This window comes from Pseudoalteromonas undina (assembly GCF_000238275.3).
In the GTDB taxonomy this organism is placed as follows: Bacteria; Pseudomonadota; Gammaproteobacteria; order Enterobacterales; family Alteromonadaceae; genus Pseudoalteromonas; species Pseudoalteromonas undina.
The window spans coordinates 2,310,006-2,332,806 of the sequence record NZ_AHCF03000003.1 but is presented as its reverse complement, the minus strand read 5'-3'; the positions used below and the strand labels follow the sequence as shown (position 1 = coordinate 2,332,806).

Below are 22,801 nucleotides of genomic sequence, written 5' to 3'. Positions count from 1 at the left end.
TTAGCCATATCAATCGTATCAAGTAGGCAAATATTGCGATAAAATAACGTCAGTCAAAATGGTAGGAAAAGCGAAGTGAAACATAAAAAACGATTTATTGCTGGAGCAACGTGTCCTGAGTGTAAAACTATGGATATGTTAATGCTTTACAAAGAGCACGACGTAGAAAAAGTTGAATGTATGCAATGTGGTCATAAAATGGCTCAACCAGAGCAAGCAGTACAGGCATCAACACGCCAATTTGAACAGATCATTGGCGTGTTTAATCCAGGCGACTAGTGCCTTGTTAGTGCTGCTTAATAATGCGGCGGCGGTGGCTCTGGCATATTCGACATCATAGGCTGTGATGACTGCGACTCTTTAAGTTTTTCAGCCAGCAACTCGGTTTGGCGCTTTATTTTTGCCATCTGTTGCTGGTGAACTTTTATTTCATCATTTAAAATTTCAATCGTTTCGTCTTGAAAAGCCACTTTAGCCTCAAGCTCCATTAACCGATGTTCAATTGTGTTCATTTGGTTCTCGTATAATAAAGCGCTCAGCGATTCCGCTTGAGCTTTCAGTTAACAATGATTTACCGTTATCTGTAAATGTCACATCAAGTACCACTGCCGATTTTGGCTTACTGCCTTCTCTTGGGGTCACTTGCCATGTTTGAATTTTTTCACCACTGTTTAGCTGCCATAAATCCACTCGTTTGTTGGGTGAACCGGTTGCTAATAAAGTGCCTTGGTCGTTAAAGCGCACCGCAGTAAAAATTTTCTGACGCGCAATATACTTTAGTTTACTAACAAGGTCACCTGTAGTCAGCTTCCATACATTTGCTTGTGCCATACTGTCGGCGGTAAAAGCATAACGTCCTTGAGGATCTAAAGCGACTTGGGTTACTCGGGTTGGGTGATTAAAGCGATGGATAACTTGTCCACTTTGGGTATCCCATAAGTAGGCCACATAATCGTTTGAGCCGCTCAATGCATAGCGCCCATTAGGTGATAGGTCTACGGTGTTTACTTTATCTTGGTGGCCTAAAAATTCAATGCGTCTGCCAGTGTTAAGGTTTATAAATACCACAACGCCATCGCTGCGCCCGTAAATAACACTGTTGCCTTGGTTACTAATGGCAATATCGCGGATGCTGGCTTTTTGTATTTTGTAAAAGCCTTTATTTTTGCCTGAGGCTATATCCCAAACGGCAAAGGTGGTTTTTTCGGCGGTAACAGCCACGCTATTATCAAAAGCAATGGCTACGGCATAAACTAAGCTATCTTCAGCCTGTTGTTGAAACCATTGGCATTTAAGCGCTTGCTGTTGATTATCCCAAAGGGCGACCCCATGATTGATAGAAGACACTAAGCTGTATTGACCATCATGCGATAGTGCGGATGAGAAAGCACCTTGTGCTGTGTGCTCAAAACTAGCCACTGCTTGTTGTTTTTCATCACTACATGCAATTGTTAATAAACAGCAGGTAGCAACTAAAAAAGTACGAAATAACGACATATTACAGGTATTTCCTCTTAACTCTTCGTGACTGAGAGGTTAGACTAGGTTGCGAAAAACGCCTAGGTTGTTTGTCTAATCACTGGATATGTTTTTAGTTTAGCTATTAAACAAGCAGCCTACCATGTAGGCCGTTAATCTTTAACTAGTAATATTACAATAAATGACAACTGCAAAGTGTGTCGGAGATTTAAAATGAGAAAGACGATTAAATTGTCATTGATTGCAGCGTCAGTTTTAGCGCTTACAGCTTGTAATCAAGAAGCAAAAAAAGAGCAAGCAGACGTTAAGCTAGATACTGTAGCGCAACAACAAGCATACGGTATTGGTGCATCTGTAGGTAACTTTTTAAATAAAGACCTAGCAGATAAAAAAGAGATTGGTATCGAATTAGATCAAGCATTATTAATGCGTGGCTTTGAAGATGCACTTGCTGGTAATGCTAAAATTGACGAAGAGAAAATTCGTGAAGTATTAACAGCATTAGATGAGTCAGTGCGTACTAAACAAGAAGAAAAAGCAAAAGTAGAGTCTGAAAAAAGCAAAGTTGAGGGTGAAAAATACCTAACTGAGAATGCTAAAAAAGAAGGCGTAATGGTTACTGAGTCTGGTTTACAGTACGAAGTAATGAGCGAAGGCGAAGGCGCTAAGCCAGTAGCGACTGACGTAGTTAAAGTGCATTATAAAGGTACTCTTTTAGACGGTACTGAATTTGATAGCTCTTACTCACGCAACGAGCCAACAACTTTCCCACTAAACCGTGTTATTCCTGGTTGGACTGAAGGTTTACAACTTATGACTGTTGGTTCTAAGTACAAATTTACCATTCCTTCAGATCTTGCTTACGGTGATCGTGATTTAGGTAAAATTCCTGCTAATTCAACACTTATTTTTGAAGTTGAATTATTAGAAATTCAAAATGATGCAGAAGCTGCCGCTGCAGAATAAGTATTTATATAAAACAAAAAAGGGACCTTAGGTCCCTTTTTTATTGCACTGAATAACTAATTAGTCAGTGTGGTTAGAATATAAGTTATCAATTAACTCATCTTCGAGTGCAAAGCGCGCTTCGAGTGCTTCACCAATAACCGATAGGTCATTATCAAATCCTACTAACAAATCTTCTGCGTCTACTTCAGCGTATTTGTCATTGAAATCTAGAGCAATGTCAGTGGTATCAGAAATACGTGGGTATATAGTATTTGCTAGTTGTTGGCTTTCTAAGCCTTTCTTTTCGCAAGCTTTAGCAATATCGTCGTACACTTCAAAGTGGCCGGCCGATAGGTAATCCATTAAGATTTGGCAAAATGCTTGAATTTGTGATGGTTCAGGCAAAGATTGATCTTTTTTCTCGTAAGGTGAAAAGCCTGCAATTTTACAATAAAGTACAATCAGCTCTTGGCGTTCGTTCAACCAATTGTCGATGACCGTATGGCTACCCCCCCACTTTTGTTGAGCTTTTTCTACACGCTTCAGCATAATTCTTCTCCTAAGCTGGGTTGGATTTTTAATTGGTAATAAAGTTTCTATCATCCAAGATATATTTAATTGGCGTGTATATCAACAAGTAAAATAGATGTAGTACCACAGAGGGTTTTGTTTAAGGTATAAGTTGTAAGTAATTTATTTCAGGCAAGAAAAAACCACCTGTTACGGTGGTTTAATTTCTTTATTAGACTTGTTTAAACAAGCATTCTTATTTTTATTAGAGATTTTTATTATTTTTGTATTAACAATTTTTGTTATTGTTTTGTTAACGCGGGAGTAACAATACCAAGCTTTTTTAAATGTTGCAAATAGTTTAATGAAAAGTTTTTATTATTAACGTTTGTTTGGTTGTTTTATATACAAAACGAAATGAAAACTAAAAATTACTTGATCTAGCGCTACTCTAAGGCGATTTAATCGCTTAGCGATAGAGGGGGCGCAAATATGGTGGTACAATCTTGCACAATTTCTAAAAGCCCTAGGACTCTATACGCTATGAGCGAATTAAAAAACGACCGTTATTTACGTGCCCTTGCCAAGCAACCTGTTGATGTCACGCCAGTATGGATGATGCGTCAAGCAGGGCGTTATTTACCTGAATACCGTGCTACACGTGCACAAGCGGGCGATTTTATGAGCCTGTGTAGAAATGCAGAGTTAGCCTGTGAAGTAACATTACAGCCTCTGCGCCGTTACCCATTAGATGCCGCTATTTTATTTAGTGATATTTTAACTATTCCCGATGCAATGGGATTAGGCTTGTACTTTGAAACGGGTGAAGGCCCTAAGTTTGAACGCCCAATTTCATCTTTAGCTGATGTTAAAAAAATTCCTAAACTCGATCCTACCGATGAGCTTGGCTATGTAATGAACGCCGTGAGCACCATTCGTCGTGAACTTAAAGGTGAAGTGCCATTAATTGGTTTCTCGGGTTCGCCTTGGACACTTGCAACTTACATGGTTGAAGGTGGAAGCAGTAAAGTTTTTGGTAAAATCAAAAAAATGGCCTTTGCTGAGCCACAAACACTGCATTTATTGCTTGATAAGCTAGCTGATTCAGTGATTGATTACTTAAACGCGCAAGTTAAAGCGGGTGCGCAATCGCTAATGATATTTGACTCATGGGGCGGGGTATTGAGCCCACGTGACTACAATGAGTTTTCACTGCAGTATATGCATAAAATCGTTGATGGCTTAATTCGCGAAAATGACGGCCGTAAAGTACCCGTTACTTTATTCACTAAAAATGGTGGCCAATGGATTGAAGCGATTGCAGCAACAGGTTGTGATGCAGTAGGCCTAGATTGGACTATTAATATTGGTGATGCTAAACGTCGTGTTGGCGATAAAGTGGCGCTACAAGGCAATATGGACCCATCAATGCTTCACGGCACGCCAGATCGTATTCGCCAAGAAGTGGGTACTATTTTAGAAGACTTTGGTACAGGCAATGGTCATGTATTTAACTTAGGTCATGGTATTACACCAGATGTTGACCCAGAAAATGCCGGTGTATTTATTAACGCCGTGCATGAGCTAAGTGCGCAATATCATAAGTAAGTTATGAACTCACAATAAAAAGCCCGCTAATTAGCGGGCTTTTTTTTGCAAACTGTTTTACTTAAGTTTTTACTTAAACAAGCGGTTTAAGCCATTTAATGCCGCAACTCGATAAGCTTCTGCCATTGTTGGGTAGTTAAACGTAGTATTTACAAAGTAGTCGATGGTATTGCCACCATTTTTTTGTTCCATTATAGCTTGGCCAATGTGAACAATCTCAGAAGCACGCTCACCAAAGCAATGCACGCCAAGTACTTCTTTGGTTTCTGTATGGAACAATATTTTTAAACTACCCACATCGGTACCTGCAATTTGCGCACGGGCTAAGTGTTTAAATTGCGCACGCCCCACTTCATACGGTACTTTTGCGGCAGTTAATTGCTGCTCTGTTTTACCAACAGAACTCATTTCAGGAATAGTATAAATACCGGCTGGAATATCAATAATCAGCTTTTCATCGCAGTTACCAGAAGCAATGGCATCTGCGGCAATTCGACCTTGGTCAAATGCAGCACTAGCAAGGCTTGGGTAGCCAATAACATCGCCTACTGCGTATACATTGTCTATTTCTGTTTGGTAGGTTTCGTTTACTTTTACTTGTCCGCGGCTATCTGCTTTTAAGCCAATCGCTTCTAAATTCAGTGTATCGGTATTACCAGTACGGCCATTGGCAAATAAAATACAGTCAGCCTTTACACGTTTACCTGATTTTAAATGCATAACAACACAGTCATCGCGGGTTTCAATGCGATCAAATTCTTCGTTATGACGAATAACAATGCCACTATTCCAAAAGTGATAGCTAAGCGCATCAGATATTTCAGCATCCATAAACGCAAGTAGGCGATCGCGAGTATTTACTAAATCAACCTTTGCACCTAGCCCTTTAAAGATAGATGCGTATTCACAGCCAATTACACCCGCGCCGTATATAAGTACGCGATGAGGATCGTGTTCAAGGCCTAAAATTGTGTCACTTTCATAAATACGCGAATGGGTGAAATCAACACCTGGTGGGCGATAAGGGCGTGAGCCGGTAGCAATAACAATAGTTTGTGCAGTTAGGCGTTCAGTTGAACCGTCATTACGTCTAATTTCAATAGTGTGCTTATCAACAAAGCTAGCATCGCCTTGAAACATATGAATGCGGTTACGATCGTAAAAGCTGCTGCGTAAGTTTGATTGCTTTGAAATTACCGAGCTGGCATGGCGTAAAATATCTGGAAAAGTAAGTCTTACTGGGCGCTCACCTACGTTAAACAAAGGGTTTGCTTTGTATTCGATATAGCGACTAACCGAATGGCGAAGTGCCTTTGAAGGAATGGTTCCCCAGTGAACACAACCACCACCAACAGCAGTTTGGCGTTCAATAACCGCTACTTTTTTGTTACTTTTAGAGAGGTTCATAGCGGTCCCTTCACCGCCAGGACCCGTGCCAATAATGATTGCATCATATTGGTAGCTCACGGGTACTTTTTTCTTTTCTGGTTGTTTGGCCACAGCCACTCCTATTTTAACTAAAAGAGGCTTTTAATAACCTCGCATTAAGTGCTAGCCATGCCTGTTTTTGTGTTTCCCAGGCGGCTTCAAGCTCGTGATATTGTGCCATTAATGCCGAGCATTCACACTGCTTTGCCATATTATTTTTTTTAGCTTCCAACACTTGTTTTTGTAATGAGCAATAATTTTGCAGCTTTTTAAGCAACAAATCGTACTCTTGTTGTAATAATGTAAGCTTATCTTGCGCTAAAGGCAATTTTGCAAGGCGACCTTGTGTTTTGCTCATTAAGGTTTCTGCTTTAGCTTTTTCAATGCGCTCAACCGGTGTACGCTTTAATTTACTCGCTAAACCAATGGCAGCGAGTGAGCGGATCATCCATTTTGTTGGGTCGTAATGAAACCATTTAATGCCATTACGGTAATCGCTGGCAAAAATATGATGGAAGTTATGATAACCCTCACCGTAGGTAAATAGTGCTAAAAAGCCATTGTCTCTCGCGGTATTTTTTTCAGTGTAAGGACGTGAACCCCAAATGTGTGCTACTGAGTTAATAAAAAAGGTAAAGTGCTGACTCAGCACTAAACGCAATAAGCCTGCTAACAGTAACATGCCCCATACATCACCAAGCATTAAGCCGAGTACTAGCGGTAAACCAACATTCATGGCAATTACCAATTTTAAGTAATGCTTGTGCTGCCACATAACAATTTTATTTCGCTGTAAATCACGACAGTTGCTGTAATCATCGTAGCTGTCGCCTTGGTAGTCGCGAAGCATCCAGCCAATGTGACTGTACCAAAAGCCATTAGTGGCGGCATAAGGGTCTTTAACTGGGTCATCAACTTGACCATGGTGAATTCGATGATCGCTACTCCAATGCAGCGCACTGTTTTGTAGCGCAAAGGCACCACCAAGGGCAAAAATAAATTCAACCACAGGGTGAGCGTTGTAAGTTTTGTGCGCCCATAAACGATGGTAGCCCGCGGTGATCGATAATCCTGCAAAAAACATGCAAGCTACAAAAGCAACCCACTGCGTGCCTGTAAAGCCATAGTTAAACCCATACCAAGGTACAAGTGTAATAGCAGCCAAAAACGTCAGGCTAAAGAAAAGGACGTTGGTCCATATAATCGGTGGTTTTTTCATGTTTCTCATTTCTCAGCGTACAACTGTACGCTAAAATAATATTTCAATCTGCTGCCGTCAAGTATTAGACTGTACTATTAGCTATTTTTTTAATTAAAAATTTATTACAAATTCACTCAGGGAGCTGTTGATGTCGGGTGTTAGAGCACAACAGAAACAAAAAACACGACAAGCATTAATTGAAGCTGCATTTAATCAACTTAGTGCTGATCATAGCTTTTCTAATTTAAGCTTGCGTGAAGTAGCACGCGAAGCTGGTATTGCGCCTACCTCTTTTTATCGTCACTTTAAAGATATGAACGAGTTGGGCTTAACCATGGTTGATGAAGCGGGTTTAACCCTGCGCCAGCTGATGCGCCAAGCACGCAGACGAATAGCCAGTGGTGGCAGTGTAATCAACACCTCTGTGGTTACTTTTATGGAGTTTATTGATAACTCAAGCAATCAGTTTAGACTTTTGTTGCGTGAACGCTCAGGTACCTCAAAAGCATTTAGAGCAGCAGTGGCACGTGAAGTAAAACACTTTATTTTAGAACTCGCACATTATTTAGAAAGTGAAACCCCCTGCGATGCTATTCATGCGTATATTCAGGCAGAAGCCATGGTTACTTTGGTATTTAATGCAGGCGCTGAAGCGCTCGATATTGAAGGTCAGCAACGCGATGAACTGATTGAGCGAGTTATATGGCAGTTACGTTATATTACGCGCGGCGCGTCAAATTACGTACGTGCTGAAAATAAAGAATAAATATTAAAAAAGTTAAAATAAGCGCTGTATTTTACAGCGCTTATTAATTTAAACCTGCTCTAGGTTTAAGTTGGATATTTTATTCTGCTATCCAATTTTGTTTGAATTTTAAATCCCCAGAAAGTCCCCTTTAATTATTTGTTTGGTATTTTTATGCTTGCGCCAACTGCGTTGCAATGATAAAAATAAGCCTCATTGGACACACACACAAGAAAACAGATGCAAACTATTCGCTTAATTACACTAAACCTAAACCTCTTACTGCTGTGGCAAGTGAGCGGGGATTAGTGTGTTTGCATTGAGTTAAACATTAAAAACCCCGCAACCGCGGGGTTTTTTTTATCTCGCTGCAGGGATAAATCGAAATTTGGGTAATACAGGAATTGAGGGGCAGTTATGCAACAGCAAGATAAAGTATGGATTTTTGATACCACCTTACGTGATGGTGAGCAGGCACTAAAAGCAAGCCTAACAGAAGACGATAAAGTTCAACTGGCGCATACCATTAGCCGCTTAAATGTGGATGTAATGGAAGTGGGGTTTCCGGTGTCGAGCCCAGCTGACTTTCGCTCAGTGCAACGTATTGCCACCGAGGTTAAAGGCCCTATTATTTGTGGCTTAGCTCGCTCGGTTGCCAAAGATATCGAGGCCTGTGGCGATGCGCTGCGCGCTGCACAGCAAAGCCGTATTCATACTTTTATTGCCACCAGCCCGCTTCATCTTGAACACAAGTTGCGTATGAGTCTTGATGATGCCACTGCAATGGCTGTTAAATCTATTAAATTAGCGCGTAACTATACCGATGATGTTGAGTTTTCGTGTGAAGATGCTGGGCGTACACCGCATTGGGATTTATGCAAAATTGTTGAGCAAGCAATTAACGCCGGTGCATCAACAATTAATTTGCCAGATACAGTCGGTTTTGTAACTCCAGATGAATACGCAGCAATGATCCGTCATTTAATGAATAACGTGCCAAATATAGATAAAGCGCGTTTAAGTGTGCATTGCCACAACGATTTAGGTTTAGCCGTTGCCAACTCGGTTGCTGCAGTACAAGCTGGTGCACGTCAAATCGAATGCACCATTAATGGTATTGGTGAGCGTGCGGGGAACTGCTCACTTGAAGAAGTGGCAATGATCATGAAAATGCGTAAAGACCACTTAAACGTATATACCGACATAAAAAGCGAAGAAATTTATCGCGCTTCTCGCCAGGTAGCCAAAATTTGTAATATGCCGGTACAGCCAAATAAAGCGATTGTTGGCGAAAATGCCTTTGCTCACAGCTCAGGTATTCATCAAGACGGTGTATTAAAAGCGCAAAACACTTATGAAATTATGTCACCAGAAAGTGTTGGCGTACCAAGTAATCAATTAAATATGACCTCACGTTCAGGCCGTCATGTTATAGAACACCGCTTAGAAGAATTAGGCTATCAAAAATCAGATTACGACATGGATAGCTTATACCAAAGTTTCGTTGCGCTGGCTGATCAAAAAGGCACAGTATACGACTACGACCTAGAGGCCATGATTTACTTTAATCAAATTAACGACAAAGACGAAAAGTACCAGTTAGAGTTTGTTAACTCTGCGTCTAATTCACAATCGGTGGCCAGCTCAACCATAGGCTTGCTGATTGATGGCGAAGCAAAACAAGAAGCCGCAACAGGTAATGGTCCAGTTGAAGCTTCGTTTGCTGCTATTGAGCGCTTAACAGGTATGAGCGTTGAAATGATTGAATACAATTTAGAGGCCACCGGCCAAGGTGCAAGCTCATTAGGACAAGTGAATATTATTGCTAAATATGATGGCCGTCCTTATCACGGTGCCGGTATTGCGGCCGATGTGGTCGAAGCCTCAGTACGCGCTATGGTTCGGGTTTATAACTTAATTTATCGAGCACAAAAAGTGTCTGATTTAAAACAACAAAGGAAAGCAGGATGAGTAAAACACATTACAGCGTTGCCGTATTAGCGGGCGACGGTATTGGCCCAGAAGTTATGGCAGCTGCAGAGCAAGTGCTTGATGCAGTAAGTGATAAGTTTGGTTTTACTCTGAACCGTGAACACCACGCGATTGGCGGAGCAGCGATTGAAGAGTTTGGCAAAGCCCTTCCTGATACCACTTTAAAAGCGTGTGAAAACGCCGATGCTATTTTATTTGGCTCCGTGGGTGGTCCTAAGTGGGAACATTTACCACCTAATGACCAACCGGAGCGCGCGTCACTGTTACCACTGCGCAAGCACTTTGGTTTGTTTTGTAACTTACGCCCTGCTCAGTTATTACCCGCATTAAGCGCTGCATCACCACTACGTGCTGATATTAGCGAAAAAGGCTTTGATATTTTATGTGTGCGCGAGCTAACGGGTGGTATTTATTTTGGTGAGAAAGGCCGCAGTGGCGAAGGGGCAGAAGAAACTGCATTTGATACGCAAACTTATTCACGTAAAGAGATAGAGCGTATTGCACGTTTTGCTTTTGAGGCCGCTAAGTTGCGCAGCAATCATGTGACCTCGGTTGATAAAGCCAATGTTTTAGCATCAAGCGTTTTATGGCGCGAAGTGGTAACCGAAGTGAGTAAAGACTTTCCAGAAGTGAGCTTAGATTACATTTATGTAGATAACGCAGCAATGCAGCTGGTTAAGCAACCTAGCCAATTTGATGTATTACTTTGCGATAATTTATTTGGTGATATTTTATCGGACGAGTGCGCGATGATCACCGGTTCAATGGGTCTATTACCTTCGGCTAGCTTAAATCAATCAGGCTTTGGCTTGTATGAACCCGCGGGTGGCTCAGCGCCCGATATCGCCGGAAAAGGGGTCGCTAACCCTATTGCACAAATTTTAAGTGCCGCATTAATGTTACGTTATTCATTAGGACAAGATGAAGCGGCTCGCACCATTGAAAAAGCAGTTGCAGAGGCGGTTGAAGCGGGTGTAGGGACGCCTGATATTTATCCGCAGGGCGGCTATACCACCACCGATGTTGCAGCGGCTATCGTTTCACGCATTTAATTATTAAAGCCACAGCACCGTTAGGCTGTGGCTCAATCAGATCAGGGAGTTAGCAAGTGGCTCAAACTTTATACAATAAAATTTGGCAAGCACACACGGTTGCCAGCATCAACGAGCAAACCGATTTACTTTATATTGACCGTCATTTAGTACATGAAGTGACGTCGCCACAAGCATTTGCAGGTTTACGTGAAAAAAATCGTAAAGTGCGCTGTCCAGAAAAAACTATTGCCACCATGGATCATAATGTTTCAACTAAAAGCCGTTCATTAGATGCAGCCAGCGAAGTCTCTAAAAATCAACTAATGGCACTGGATGCAAACTGCAAAGAGTTTGGCATTTTGCTGTACGACTTAAATTCAGTAAACCAAGGTATAGTGCATGTGATTGGCCCAGAGCAAGGGATTACTTTGCCAGGCACCACCATAGTATGCGGCGATAGCCATACCTCAACCCATGGCGCGTTTGGAGCGCTTGCCCATGGTATTGGAACTTCAGAAGTTGAGCACGTATTAGCTACGCAAACGCTACAGCAAAAAAAGGCTAAGTCGTTAAAAATTCAAATTAACGGTGTGTTACGCCCAACAGTAACTGCTAAAGATTTAATTATGGCGGTTATAGGTAAACTAGGCACTGCTGGTGGTACGGGTTATGTGGCTGAATTTTGTGGCGAAGGCATAGAGGCGCTTTCGATGGAAGCGCGCATGACGTTGTGTAACATGAGTATTGAAATGGGTGCCAAGGCAGGTTTAATTGCCCCAGATAAAATCACTTACGAGTACTTAAAAGGGCGCCCATTTGCACCAAAAGGCGCTGACTTTGACGCTGCAGTTGCCTACTGGGAAACCTTAAAAACTGATGATGGCGCAACCTTTGACTTAGAGGTAGAGTTAGATGCCGTTAATATTCAACCACAGATCACCTGGGGGACTAACCCAGAGCAAGTGATTGGCGTTGACGAATGTATTCCAGATCCAGAAAAAGAAACCGATTTAATTAAAGCTGATGCTATTCGTAGTGCACTTAAATACATGGGTTTAAAAGCGGGCGATAAGTTATCAACTGCCAAAGTAGATACAGTATTTATTGGCTCATGTACCAACAGCCGCATTGAAGATTTACGCGCCGCAGCAAAAATTGTTGAAGGCAAGCAAGTGGTTGCTGGCGTTGAGGCATTAATTGTTCCGGGCTCAGGTTTGGTTAAACAGCAAGCAGAAGATGAAGGCCTTGCCGACATATTTAAAGCTGCAGGGTTTGAATGGCGTGAGCCGGGTTGTTCTATGTGTTTAGCAATGAATGACGACCGTTTAGGCGCAGGTAAACGCTGTGCATCTACATCTAACCGTAATTTTGAAGGACGCCAAGGGCGAGGCGGGCGTACACACTTAGTGAGTCCTGCAATGGCGGCAGCAGCAGCAATACATGGCCACTTTGTTGATATTAGAGGAGAAGCCTAATGAGCATTTATTTTAGCGGCTTAATGGCCCCACTTGATAAAAACAATGTCGATACCGACCAAATTATTCCTAAGCAGTTTTTAACTTCAACCAGCCGTGATGGATTTGATGCTGCGCTATTTTACGATTGGCGTTATTTAGATAATGGCGAGCCAAACCCTGAATTTATTTTAAATCGTCCTTGTTACCAAGGTGCGCAAATATTATTAACGCGCGATAATTTTGGCTGTGGCTCATCACGCGAGCACGCACCATGGGCGCTTAAACAATATGGTTTTGAAGTGATTTTGGCTGAAAGCTTTGCTGATATTTTCTTTAATAACTGTGGTAATAACCAAATGCTTGCTATTGCATTGCCAGCGCAAATATTAGAAGACTTATTTGTGTTAAGTGAGCAGCATGACAATATTCACATTGATGTGGATTTAGAAAACCAGCAATTGCGCAGCAATAAATTTGCGCCAATCAGCTTTGATATTCGCAAAGACGTGAAAGAGCGTTTATTAAGTGGCTTAGACTTTATCGGTGTAACCGAGACCCTAAATCCGCAAATTGATGCGTTTGAAGCAAAACTTGCCGCTGAGCGTCCTTGGCAATAGTAGCTTAAAAGTTATTAAATAATGAAACGCGGCATAAGCCGCGTTTTTTATTGCTGTCAGATGCTGTTCATCGTGATTACTGTCTTTGTGTTTGTTTAAACGCTAAGCTAATTTTTTACATGTTTAGGGATACATTATGAAATTATTAACAGCTGCAGCACTAATGCTTGCATCAACCGCTGCAATAGCACGCCCAGCGCCTTTAGTATCAATTCCAAGCCATGATGGCTTTTTTGATAATATTGCTGCCCATTGTGGTAAAGCTTTTGAAGGTAAAGTAACGGTTGATAATGCCACAGGGCCGAGTTCATTTGCCGATAAAAAATTAGTTATGCATGTGCGTAAGTGTAATGAACGTGAGCTACAAGTGCCGTTTCATGTGGGTGATGATGCCTCACGTACGTGGATCATCACAAAAACAGGCAGTGGGTTGAGCCTAAAGCACGATCACCGCCATAAAGATGGTACTGATGATGTATCAACTATGTATGGTGGCCATACGCTTGATGCGGGTTTTGCTAACATGCAGTCATTCCCTGCTGATCAGTATTCAAAAGAGTTATTTGTTAGCCAAGGTATACCACAATCGGTTGGCAATACATGGCAAATGTATATTTACCCTGAAAAGTTCACTTACCGACTCATTCGCCAAGGTCGCGAATTCCGCGTTGACTTTGATTTAACTAAGCCTATCACACCACCGGCTGCACCATGGGGATATGGTGTTAACTAATCTTTTTTTATATTAAAACCACTGGCTGTTTTAACGCTCAGTGGTTTTATGGAAGCATAACGAGGTGTTATTTCTTTGAGGTTTTTTCTGCAGGCATTTCACACTGCACAAATACACTCAGTGGTGGCTGATAAGCGCGTGGTTTAGTTGGAAAGCGCTCATACTCTTGCACGCCTTCAGTTACCTTTAACATGAAAGGGTTATCGCGACATAAACGGTTTGCGTGGCGCAATAAAAACACACTTTGGTTTCTAAAATGTGGGTAGTCATCAGACTGTATTTCTAAGTGGTAATTGTTAGTGTCTATTTGAGTTTGCTTGTAATGCACCTTTTCATCAAAGTCATAGAGTCGCTGCATTTCAGTTTGTTCTGCCGACACATTCGAACACGCTGTTAAAAATACCCAGCTAATACTTCCATATATATAATGATTTGCTTTTCTGCTCATAAACCTTTAACTCCATCTTGATTTTGGGTAGTGTGATCAGCATATCTATTACACCCGTTATGATATAAGTCTAACACCCAAAAAGGGGAAATGTGATGTTCAAGCAAATTAAACAGCTTTTTTCGAGTATTGATCAGCAAGATTATGATATTGAACAACATGATTTAAAAACAGCGGTTGCCGCGTTATTAATTGAGGTAATGCGAGCGGATAACGATTTACAGGCAGATGAGCAACAAACGCTAAGTCTGACATTAAAAAAGTATTTTGATTTAACTGATGAAGCAGTAGATGAGTTAACCGAACAAGCAAGTTCGAGCTTAGATGACGCCATTGATTATTTTCAATTTTCAAAGCAAATTAATAATCAATGTAGTGCACAGCAGCGCATTGAAATAGTTGAACTACTCTGGCGATTAGCATACTCAGATGGTGAACTTGATCCACAAGAAGAATACGTTATTCGTCGTGTTGCAAACCTATTGTACGTTACCCATGAAGACTTTATTGCTGCAAAGCTTGCAGCAACAAAGTTGTAGCGAATGTTTATTTTAGTTTACTTGCTACGCTAACCAACTGCTGCGCAAGGCCGGCTACTTTTTCAGCGGTAGCAGGGTCGTTAATACGGCCGTTTTCGTCTAACAAAGTATGAATAGCCGGTACAGCTAATTGATTGGCTAATACTAAACTGCCAATGCCAGATAAAATATCACGCACGTGATTTAAGCCACGTAAGCCGCCAAGTCCACCTGGTGATGCTGCATATAATGCGGTTACTTTATTTGCAAATGCAGGCTCTGCGCCTTGTTCGGTGCGCGATGCCCAATCAATGGCATTTTTTAACACCGCGGTAATAGAACCATTATATTCTGGGCTGGCCAGTAAAATACCATCGGCTGTGCGCAGTTTGTCCTTTAATTGTTGTACGCCGGCTGGTGTGCCTTGTGCTTCTAAATCTTCATCAAACATTGGTATGGCTAAGTCTGCAAGTTTAATCACTTCCACTTCAGCGCCACTTTCTAGTGCAAAACGTGCAGCTTCATTAATAAGTTTTTGATGGAAGCTGTCTGTACGTAAGCTACCTGCTAGGGCAATAATTTTTGGTGTAGTCATGAGTTGATCCTGATGCTGATTATCTATAGGTGTGACTTTAACAAATAATTACTTGCAGAAAAGCCAAATAAACGCAAAACTTGTGTGCATATATGCACAGCTTGAAGAGTGGTTACCATGGCAATTCAATTTGATGATTGGCAAGATCTTAAGGTTGCTTTTGAGGTGGCGCGGTTAGGTACTTTAACTGCAGCAGCCGAAGCGCTAGATGTTCATCACAGTACGGTGCTCAGACGAATTAATAACTTAGAAAAAAGCTTAAATGCGCGATTATTCCACCGCCATGCTCGTGGCTACAAAGTCACAGAGATTGGCGCTAAGTTATTTACCACAGCACAAGCAATTAACGGTGAGCTAGAGCGTTTACACAGTGACATAATTGCAGCAGATAGTACCTTACAAGGTAGTTTGTTACTCACCACTGTGAGTGGTTTTATAGATGTATTAAGTGAGGTATGCGAGCAGTTTCAAACCTTGCATCCGCAAGTGCAATTACAAGTGATTATGGATCAAAAGCGTTTGCGTTTAGACCATGGCCAAGCACATATCGCTGTAAGAGCAGGCCCTAGACCGGATGAAGGTGATTATATTGCGCAGCACTTGGCGGCACTCTCGTCAGGATTTTATGCCTCAAAACATTACATTAGTCGTTATGGCTTGCCACAAACGTTAGCACAACTATCGGTGCATAATTTTGTATCGGGTGTGGCTGGGTATAATGGCAAAGTGCCATATTTTTCGTGGGTTGATGAAAATATTCCCTCGTCGCAAGTTAAACTTAGAGTATCAGAAACCTCAGAGGCTACTCGCGCCATCGTTAAGGGGCTAGGGATTGGCGGATTACAACATGATGTTGCAGCGCAATACTCTGATTTAGTGCCTGTATTACCTAACGAACTTAGTTGGCCTACTGACTTATGGTTAGTGACGCATCATTTAGTGCATCGTACTGCGAAAGTGCAAGCGTTTAGTCAGTTATTAAAAACCTATTTTAAGCAGCGTAAATTAAGTTAAAAAAGCTACAACGATTTTTTTATAGAAATACCCAAGCGCTTAGCTAGCCGCGTTAAGTTAGCGCGGTCGACCTGTAAACTACGCGCTGTGCTTGCCCAGTTATAATTATGTTGTTTAAGTTGCTGTATAATAAGCTGTTGAGTGTAAGTATCGGTGGCTTGTTTTAACGAAATGTTGTTTGTTAAAGGTGTGGTTGCAAGCTGGTTTGAGTGTTCAAGAGCTAAGGTGTTAACAGCGCTTAAATTTAGCTCGCAATGCTCTGGCTCAATAGTAATAATTGGTTGCTGCCATTGATGCTGTTTAGCTTTTAATGCGGCTCGATTAATAACATGTTCCAGCTCTCTTACATTGCCAGGCCAGTCATATTTTTTTAGCAGTAATTGCGTTTCAATGCTGAGTTTTAGCTGTTTAATCGCAAGCTTACGAGCTGTTTTTTCCAAAAAATAACCGGCTAATAAAATAACATCTTCATCACGGGCTTTTAACGGCGCCACGCTTAACGGGTACACACTTAGGCGGTGATATAAGTCGGCGCGAAATCGCCCCTGTTCTACTTCGTGTTTCAAATCACGGTTAGTGGCTGCAATCACTCTAACATCAACATATTTAAGTTCATCTTCACCAACGGTTTGTACTTCACCACTTTGCAGTACCCGTAATAATTTACTTTGCATTGCCAGTGGTAGCTCGCCTATTTCATCCAAAAATAAGGTACCGCCATCGGCTAATTGAAACTTACCTTGACGAGCATTTTGTGCCCCCGTAAAGGCGCCTTTTGCATGGCCAAAAAATTCACTTTCGGCGAGGTTTTCAGGCAGTGATGCACAATTTAAATGGATCAATGGCTGATCTTTGCGTGCTGAATGCAAGTGAATATTACGCGCCACCAACTCTTTGCCGACCCCAGTATCACCTAAAATTAATACACTAAAATTAGAGGCTGCAACCAGCTTTATTTCGTTTTTAAGGGTTTGTATTACTGGGCTTTGGCCAATAATTTCACCACCATCTCGCTTGAGCGCCTCACGGTTTAACGCTTGTACTAATTCACTTGAGTGCTGGGCATGTTGTTTGTAATGGGCAAGCTCTAGGGCTGTTTTAAAGTGCGCACTGCACAAGGTTTGTAAGGTATTAAGCGTATCAGCGGTAATGCCGTCAAACGCATCAGCGTTTAGGCTATCAAAGGTCAAAATACCAAGCAGCGAATCTTTATCATAAAGCGGTAACCCTAAGCAGGCATGCACTGGAATATCACCCGTTTTAGCTAGTAGTAAGCCGTCATATGGGTCTGGGAGCGGGCAGTCATGTGCAAATTGCAGTGCCAAGCGGTGATTACAAATAGCATCAAGGCGAGGATGCTCTGCAATGTTAAAGCGCCTGCCTAAGCTATCAGGCATTAAACCTTTAATCGCTAAAGGCTTTAATTGCTCGCCTTGGCGAATTAACAAGGCGCTTGCATCACTTGGAATAACACGTTCAACCGTGGCTAAGAGCTGCTCAAAACTGTGGGCATGTAAGGTGCTTTGTGCAAGCTCCAAGGCAACTTGAGTCAGGTTGAATTGCTGGTTCATGTCAAAATGACCTGTTAGTGTATTTAATTGGTTTTTATAGTAGGTCATAAAGACTCTTTTTGTAAAGTGAAATTAAATAACGCGTTGAATTTAAGGGTTTTATTTAATTGGCATGGTCTGTGTAATAACAAAATAACGAAAGCAGTTATTGGAGTTGTTATGAGCAGTATTTTTTTAGGACAGGTTAATTATTCAGTGAAGTCTAATTCTTTGTATTACCGTGTGCTATCTCATGCAAATAAGATGCTATGTATTAGCGTATTGGGGGTGTTGATTACGCTGTTAATAAGTTATCCCTATGCGGGCTACTTTTCTATACCGGTACAAATTTTTGCACACATTAGCACGATTGTTCTCGCGGCTATTCTCAAAGTGAGTTACGTACTGCGCTGTGTGGCACAGCATGGGCTGGGACAGGAGGTGCGCTAATGAAGCCCATAAACTTAGCCGAACCTATGCCAGCGCAGGTCGCATTTCATCAGGTATCACAATGGTCATTATGGATGTTGGCATTTAGACCCTTTTTTTTAGCTGGTGGATCACTAGCGTGTTTGTCTGTGGGTTATTGGTTACTTATTTTAAGTGGCGATGCACAGTGGTATTTAGTTATGCCTGCTAATTTGTGGCATGCACATGAAATGTTATTTGGTTTTGCGGGCGTGGTTGTGGCTGGCTTTTTACTTACTGCAGCACAAACATGGACCGGTGTTGCAAGTATTAACGGTAAACCATTGATGTGGCTTAGCCTAATATGGCTTAGTGCACGGCTTAGTTTTTTTGTAGTTGTGCCTAGCATTGCTCAGTTTAATGTTTATGCGGTACTGATTTTACAAGTTGTTTGGTGGCTCTCGGTAATTATAGTGTTAGCCAGCATGTTGATAAAAGCGAGCAGTAAACGCAACTACTTGTTTTTATTTATTCTTTCATTTTTATGTACGCTCAATATGTTGTATTTAATACTAGTGCTAAAAAACCAAACGCAGCTAGCGCTTGCAATGGTTGATACCGCAGTACTGGTTATAAGCTTGTTGGTAGGAGTTGTAGCTGGGCGTGTATTACCCTTTTTTACTGCCAAAGGGCTGGGCTTATCTAAGCAGGTACGCACACCAAACATAGATAAAGCTATTTTATACTTATCGGTATTGGCGATAGCATTATTTTTTATTAGTAAATTATTTTTCACTGTAATTAACCCGGCACTAGTTGTGATGAGTGCAGCGTTTTTGCATTTAGTTCGCGGTGTTTGCTGGTGGAACAAGCAAGTCCTAAAAGTCCCATTATTATGGTCGTTACACTTTGCGTATTTAGCTTTAGGTATAGGTTTAATGTTAGTGGCAATAAGTTTTTATAGCAGTGCAATACTGTTTAAAGATGCTCTGCATTTTATCACTATTGGTAGTATCGGCATGATGATTTTAGCCATGATGACACGGGTATCACTAGGACATACCGGTCGCTCACTTAGTATTCCTGGTTTTATGAATCTTGCATTTGCATTGGTGTTTAGTGCCGCAATTATTCGTGCTTTTCTCCCGTCTTTTATTGGGCCACACCTAGCTTGGCAGATCAGTGCTGTGCTTTGGTTACTGGCCTTTTTATTATTTTTAATTCACTGCACTCCTATATTAACGCGGCGTCGTGTTGATGGGCGTCGTGGTTAGTTCACCCATAGGAAACCAAAATGTTATCTGAAAAAACTATTGAGATTGTAAAAAGTACAGCTCCATTACTTGCAGAAGCGGGTACAGCCGTCACCGATCATTTTTATAAGCGCATGTTTAGCCATAACCCGGAACTTAAACATATTTTTAATATGACCAACCAAGAAACGGGTCGTCAGCAATTTGCATTATTTAATGCCTTGGCTGCGTATGCGCAAAATATTGATAATTTAGCCGTGTTAAAAGAGGCATTAGCTAGAATTAACCATAAGCATACCAGCTTGAATATTTTACCCGAACACTACCCTATTGTAGGGGCGCATTTGATCGGCACACTTAAAGAGCTTATTCCTGATCAGTTTACAGCTGATGTTGAATACGCATGGCGAGAAGCTTATAACCTACTGGCTTATATTTGTATTACCGAAGAAGCAGCGTTGTATGCACACAGTAAAAATAATCATGGTGGCTGGGTAGGTACACGGAAGTTTGAAATTACTCATAAACATGTTGAGTCTGAATTTGTAACCAGCTTTATCCTCACACCTTTAGACGGCAAAGCTGTTATTTCCCACAAGCCAGGACAATATCTTGGCATTAAAGTTAAGCCTGAGGGGGCAGAATATGAAGAGATCCGCCAGTATTCTATTTCGCAAAAGAGCAATGCTAAAAACTATCGTATTAGCGTTAAAAAAGAGTGCCAACCACAGCCTGGCGTGGTGTCTAACTATTTACACTCACTAGAGCAGGGCGCACGAGTAGAGCTATACCCACCAGCAGGTGATTTCTTTTTGAAAGATGCAACAAGCCCCGTTGTGCTTATTTCTGCAGGTGTTGGCCAAACCCCAATGATGGCTATGCTGCAAACGCTATTGAGCGACAATACTAATCAAGCGATTAGTTACTTACACGCGTGTGAAAATAGCTTTGAGTATTCATTTAAAGACTACCTAGCTCAGCAAACGGCTATGCATCCACAACTAAAAACCTTAACCTGGTTTAATCAAGGTGGTGGGGGATGTGATTACACAGGTCTTATGGATTTATCTGTGCTTGAAGCATCACTGCCTATTAGCGAAGGGGCATTTTATTTGTGTGGACCAGCTTCATTTATGGCTTATGTAAAAGGCCAACTACTTGACTTAGGTGTACAGAGCTCGAATATTCATTACGAAATATTTGGACCACACCAAGCATTATAAACATAAGTTACAGCTTTTTACTGTCGGTGTTTGCGGCATAAGCTTGTTGTTGCCACGCATTAAACAGCTTTTGTTGTTGATTTGATATTTTTAAACCATAAGTTTTTTGCATGTAAGCGTATGCATCGGCAATACGTTTACGTGCATAAACCGGAGGCTCTATAACGCGTTGTTTAAAATTAACCTTAACCTCACAGCGACCATATTGATTAGCATTTTGGGCTAACATGCCAAAGCGATAGTTTGAACGATCAGCGTTGATTTCACCGATTGCGGGAGCTAAATTGTTAATATCAGCTTCCATCATGCGAAACTTTGCACTTACTTTACGGCAATTTTTACGTCCACCATCTTGCCAGCATTGTAACTGATGACCGAACTCCCAAGCGGGTACAATATGTTCCCATTCTATTCGCAGAGCGCGTTGGTTCACGTTACCTGAGCGGGTAAATGTGTTGCGTGGCACATAACCACAATGGGTTGCATCGGGTACTAACTTTTTGCCTTTACGTTTTATGTCGCAACCACAATAGATACTTTTTGCATCCGTTGGTAAGGTTTTAATTAAGTGTTTTTTAGCACTGGAAAAACGAGTAAATTGCTCAGCATTAATAGTAAAGCTGATAACGCAAAGCAATAACGCAAAAATAAAATGCGGCATATCCTATCACTTTAGTGAACTACAGGAGCCGCGATTTTAAAGAGAATAACCTAAATGGTAAATCAGTTTTCTGTACAACCTGCTTAAAAACTCAGGATAGCTTACGTTTTCTTGTTCTTAATCGGATGTTTTGCAGTAATAAAATAAAACCAGTAAAACTAAAAAACACACTGCTGGCAGCAAAGCTAATGAGTAACGGGTTGTTAAAATCCTCGCGCTCATCGTAATCCATAATGTGTAGCATCCAAAAGAAGTCAAACACTCGCCAGATATTACTGCGAACTGTAATGAACTCGCCGTTATCAGCATTAAAATATAAGCTGGTACTAAGCATATCGTTAAAATTAACTTGCCAAATATTTTCTTTAAACCCGGCTTCTCTAAAACTGGTTGCCAGCTTTTTAGTGCTTATAACGTTTGCATTAATTAAAAGGTGAGCGTGGGCATTAGTGATTATTTGTGCCTTGCTTGGTGGTGAAAGTGGGTCGCCAGTTGTACCATTAAAACTATAGGTTTTACTCGCTGTAGTTACTGTAATTACTGGGGTATTTAAAAAGTGACTATAATTAATTTGCTGGGGTTGTGGTGTATTCGCAATAATTTTATCAAGTGAGGCTGTGTAATCGGCTTGGCTGAAAGGGTTTTCTAGTTGGCGGTTTGCAAGGTGTTTACCGTGTACTTTTTCAAGTGGCATGGCGCTCATAAATAAACCGCCAAGCAGCCATGCAAAAATTTGTATTACCAAAAAGTAGCCTAGCCATTTATGCAGCTTACGGGCTGTTTTAAAAATGCGTTTGTTCATTCGCTTTCTCTTATTATTATTTTTTGCAAGGCACCTAATGGAGTTAGCTACCATTAGGTTAATAGCTGTATTAACCGTTACTTTAATACTTGCAGCTTAATAAAGGAATTAAATAAATTATAAGCTGTTGATTTGGTATAAATGCAAAATTAGGTTAAAGTTTGCGGTGAAATTTAAGTGGGGTAACACAACTGTATGTCGGAAATTCAATTTTTAAATGTAGATCTAGAGCTCGAGTCAAAGCAAGATATTAGCGTATTAGTTGCTGATTTAAAAAAGGTCGCAACCATTTTACATTATGATAAAGACGAATACCGCCAACTGGCACGCATCGAAGTAGCTGGTGAAATAACCACACCTGATAAAGCAATTAATCACTTATGTGAACTAATTGAGTCGTGTTCACGCAATGCATTAAAGCAATGGTTAAGTTGTTCTCGTAGAACCTTTGATATGGGATTTGAGTCGGGTACGTCGCCAAAATGTTTTAATCAGGCCTTGCATGCAGATACCTTGTTACGCATATCTGCAATTGGCGCAGGCATAGAAGTTACTATTTACCCTCTGGAAAAGTAAT

The 22,801-nt window shown here is 41.2% G+C and carries 24 protein-coding genes; 14 read left to right on the top strand and 10 right to left on the bottom strand.

All coding sequences use genetic code 11. The features are described from left to right. Positions 1-75: 75 nt before the first annotated feature. Positions 76-279 carry a YheV family putative zinc ribbon protein gene (locus PUND_RS14440; protein ID WP_008114218.1) on the top strand — a complete coding sequence of 68 codons (204 nt, stop codon included), beginning with the start codon at positions 76-78 and terminating at the stop codon, positions 277-279. Positions 280-296: 17 nt separating this feature from the next. Here PUND_RS14440 and PUND_RS14435 read toward each other — a convergent pair whose 3' ends face one another. Continuing rightward, positions 297-512, bottom strand: coding sequence for a SlyX family protein (locus PUND_RS14435; RefSeq protein WP_010392339.1), 216 nt, complete (start codon positions 510-512; stop codon positions 297-299). Then, positions 499-1,497, bottom strand: coding sequence for a WD40 repeat domain-containing protein (locus PUND_RS14430; RefSeq protein ID WP_010392341.1), 999 nt, complete (start codon positions 1,495-1,497; stop codon positions 499-501). Before PUND_RS14430 ends, PUND_RS14435 begins: the two co-directional genes overlap by 14 nt. Positions 1,498-1,692: 195 nt before the next feature. Here PUND_RS14430 and fkpA point away from each other — a divergent pair, with 195 nt between their 5' ends. Further along, a complete protein-coding gene (gene fkpA / locus PUND_RS14425) occupies positions 1,693-2,445 on the top strand; it encodes an FKBP-type peptidyl-prolyl cis-trans isomerase (RefSeq protein WP_021033142.1) in 753 nt (250 codons plus the stop codon). Positions 2,446-2,505: 60 nt separating this feature from the next. Here fkpA and PUND_RS14420 read toward each other — a convergent pair whose 3' ends face one another. Continuing rightward, positions 2,506-2,976: an Rsd/AlgQ family anti-sigma factor gene (locus tag PUND_RS14420; RefSeq protein WP_010392345.1), complete on the bottom strand. Its 471-nt coding sequence runs from the start codon at positions 2,974-2,976 to the stop codon at positions 2,506-2,508. Between the two features lie 504 nt (positions 2,977-3,480). On the opposite strand from PUND_RS14420, the gene hemE reads away from it, so the two are divergent. Continuing rightward, positions 3,481-4,545 (top strand): uroporphyrinogen decarboxylase, encoded by a 1,065-nt coding sequence (hemE, locus tag PUND_RS14415; protein WP_008114207.1) that lies wholly within the window; start codon positions 3,481-3,483, stop codon positions 4,543-4,545. 69 nt (positions 4,546-4,614) lie between these two features. Here hemE and sthA read toward each other — a convergent pair whose 3' ends face one another. Both sthA and PUND_RS14405 read right to left on the bottom strand, forming a co-directional pair. Beyond that, positions 4,615-6,045 carry a Si-specific NAD(P)(+) transhydrogenase gene (sthA, locus tag PUND_RS14410; RefSeq protein ID WP_041709585.1) on the bottom strand — a complete coding sequence of 477 codons (1,431 nt, stop codon included), beginning with the start codon at positions 6,043-6,045 and terminating at the stop codon, positions 4,615-4,617. A gap of 13 nt (positions 6,046-6,058) precedes the next feature. Next, positions 6,059-7,192, bottom strand: coding sequence for an acyl-CoA desaturase (locus tag PUND_RS14405; RefSeq protein WP_010392348.1), 1,134 nt, complete (start codon positions 7,190-7,192; stop codon positions 6,059-6,061). A gap of 130 nt (positions 7,193-7,322) precedes the next feature. Between PUND_RS14405 and fabR the strand changes: the two genes are divergently transcribed. The 6 genes from fabR (at position 7,323) to PUND_RS14375 (ending at position 13,752) form a co-directional block, all read left to right on the top strand. Then, positions 7,323-7,940 (top strand): HTH-type transcriptional repressor FabR, encoded by a 618-nt coding sequence (gene fabR / locus PUND_RS14400; protein ID WP_008114202.1) that lies wholly within the window; start codon positions 7,323-7,325, stop codon positions 7,938-7,940. Between the two features lie 396 nt (positions 7,941-8,336). Continuing rightward, positions 8,337-9,890: a 2-isopropylmalate synthase gene (leuA, locus tag PUND_RS14395; RefSeq protein ID WP_010392352.1), complete on the top strand. Its 1,554-nt coding sequence runs from the start codon at positions 8,337-8,339 to the stop codon at positions 9,888-9,890. Then, complete coding sequence (leuB, locus tag PUND_RS14390) at positions 9,887-10,963, top strand: 3-isopropylmalate dehydrogenase (protein ID WP_010392353.1); 1,077 nt, start codon at positions 9,887-9,889, stop codon at positions 10,961-10,963. Before leuA ends, leuB begins: the two co-directional genes overlap by 4 nt. Before the next feature lie 56 nt (positions 10,964-11,019). Continuing rightward, on the top strand, positions 11,020-12,420 hold the full coding sequence (gene leuC / locus PUND_RS14385) for a 3-isopropylmalate dehydratase large subunit (RefSeq protein ID WP_010392355.1): 1,401 nt from the start codon (positions 11,020-11,022) through the stop codon (positions 12,418-12,420). Continuing rightward, complete coding sequence (leuD, locus tag PUND_RS14380; protein WP_010392357.1) at positions 12,420-13,019, top strand: 3-isopropylmalate dehydratase small subunit; 600 nt, start codon at positions 12,420-12,422, stop codon at positions 13,017-13,019. The genes leuC and leuD overlap by 1 nt, the downstream gene beginning before the upstream one ends. A gap of 136 nt (positions 13,020-13,155) precedes the next feature. After that, on the top strand, positions 13,156-13,752 hold the full coding sequence (locus tag PUND_RS14375; protein WP_008114191.1) for a hypothetical protein: 597 nt from the start codon (positions 13,156-13,158) through the stop codon (positions 13,750-13,752). Positions 13,753-13,819: 67 nt separating this feature from the next. Here PUND_RS14375 and PUND_RS14370 read toward each other — a convergent pair whose 3' ends face one another. Then, the gene (locus PUND_RS14370; protein ID WP_010392359.1) at positions 13,820-14,200 is read right to left on the bottom strand and encodes a hypothetical protein; all 381 of its coding nucleotides are present in this window, start codon (positions 14,198-14,200) and stop codon (positions 13,820-13,822) included. A 95-nt stretch (positions 14,201-14,295) separates the two neighbouring features. Between PUND_RS14370 and PUND_RS14365 the strand changes: the two genes are divergently transcribed. Further along, complete coding sequence (locus PUND_RS14365; protein WP_010392360.1) at positions 14,296-14,739, top strand: tellurite resistance TerB family protein; 444 nt, start codon at positions 14,296-14,298, stop codon at positions 14,737-14,739. A gap of 7 nt (positions 14,740-14,746) precedes the next feature. Here the strand turns inward: PUND_RS14365 and PUND_RS14360 are convergent, their stop codons facing one another. Beyond that, the gene (locus PUND_RS14360) at positions 14,747-15,313 is read right to left on the bottom strand and encodes an NADPH-dependent FMN reductase (protein ID WP_010392362.1); all 567 of its coding nucleotides are present in this window, start codon (positions 15,311-15,313) and stop codon (positions 14,747-14,749) included. 117 nt (positions 15,314-15,430) lie between these two features. Here PUND_RS14360 and PUND_RS14355 point away from each other — a divergent pair, with 117 nt between their 5' ends. Further along, the gene (locus PUND_RS14355) at positions 15,431-16,327 is read left to right on the top strand and encodes a LysR family transcriptional regulator (RefSeq protein WP_010392364.1); all 897 of its coding nucleotides are present in this window, start codon (positions 15,431-15,433) and stop codon (positions 16,325-16,327) included. Between the two features lie 5 nt (positions 16,328-16,332). Here the strand turns inward: PUND_RS14355 and norR are convergent, their stop codons facing one another. Further along, positions 16,333-17,898 (bottom strand): nitric oxide reductase transcriptional regulator NorR, encoded by a 1,566-nt coding sequence (gene norR, locus PUND_RS14350; RefSeq protein WP_041709591.1) that lies wholly within the window; start codon positions 17,896-17,898, stop codon positions 16,333-16,335. A gap of 428 nt (positions 17,899-18,326) precedes the next feature. Between norR and PUND_RS14345 the strand changes: the two genes are divergently transcribed. Then, positions 18,327-19,559: an NnrS family protein gene (locus PUND_RS14345; RefSeq protein WP_010392369.1), complete on the top strand. Its 1,233-nt coding sequence runs from the start codon at positions 18,327-18,329 to the stop codon at positions 19,557-19,559. 20 nt (positions 19,560-19,579) lie between these two features. After that, on the top strand, positions 19,580-20,761 hold the full coding sequence (gene hmpA / locus PUND_RS14340) for an NO-inducible flavohemoprotein (protein WP_010392370.1): 1,182 nt from the start codon (positions 19,580-19,582) through the stop codon (positions 20,759-20,761). A gap of 7 nt (positions 20,762-20,768) precedes the next feature. On the opposite strand, the gene PUND_RS14335 is transcribed toward hmpA, so the two are convergent. Further along, complete coding sequence (locus PUND_RS14335; RefSeq protein ID WP_010392372.1) at positions 20,769-21,422, bottom strand: endonuclease; 654 nt, start codon at positions 21,420-21,422, stop codon at positions 20,769-20,771. A gap of 91 nt (positions 21,423-21,513) precedes the next feature. Then, the gene (locus PUND_RS14330; protein WP_010392374.1) at positions 21,514-22,224 is read right to left on the bottom strand and encodes a hypothetical protein; all 711 of its coding nucleotides are present in this window, start codon (positions 22,222-22,224) and stop codon (positions 21,514-21,516) included. A gap of 195 nt (positions 22,225-22,419) precedes the next feature. Between PUND_RS14330 and PUND_RS14325 the strand changes: the two genes are divergently transcribed. Next, complete coding sequence (locus tag PUND_RS14325; protein ID WP_008114170.1) at positions 22,420-22,800, top strand: hypothetical protein; 381 nt, start codon at positions 22,420-22,422, stop codon at positions 22,798-22,800. Position 22,801: the final 1 nt, after the last annotated feature.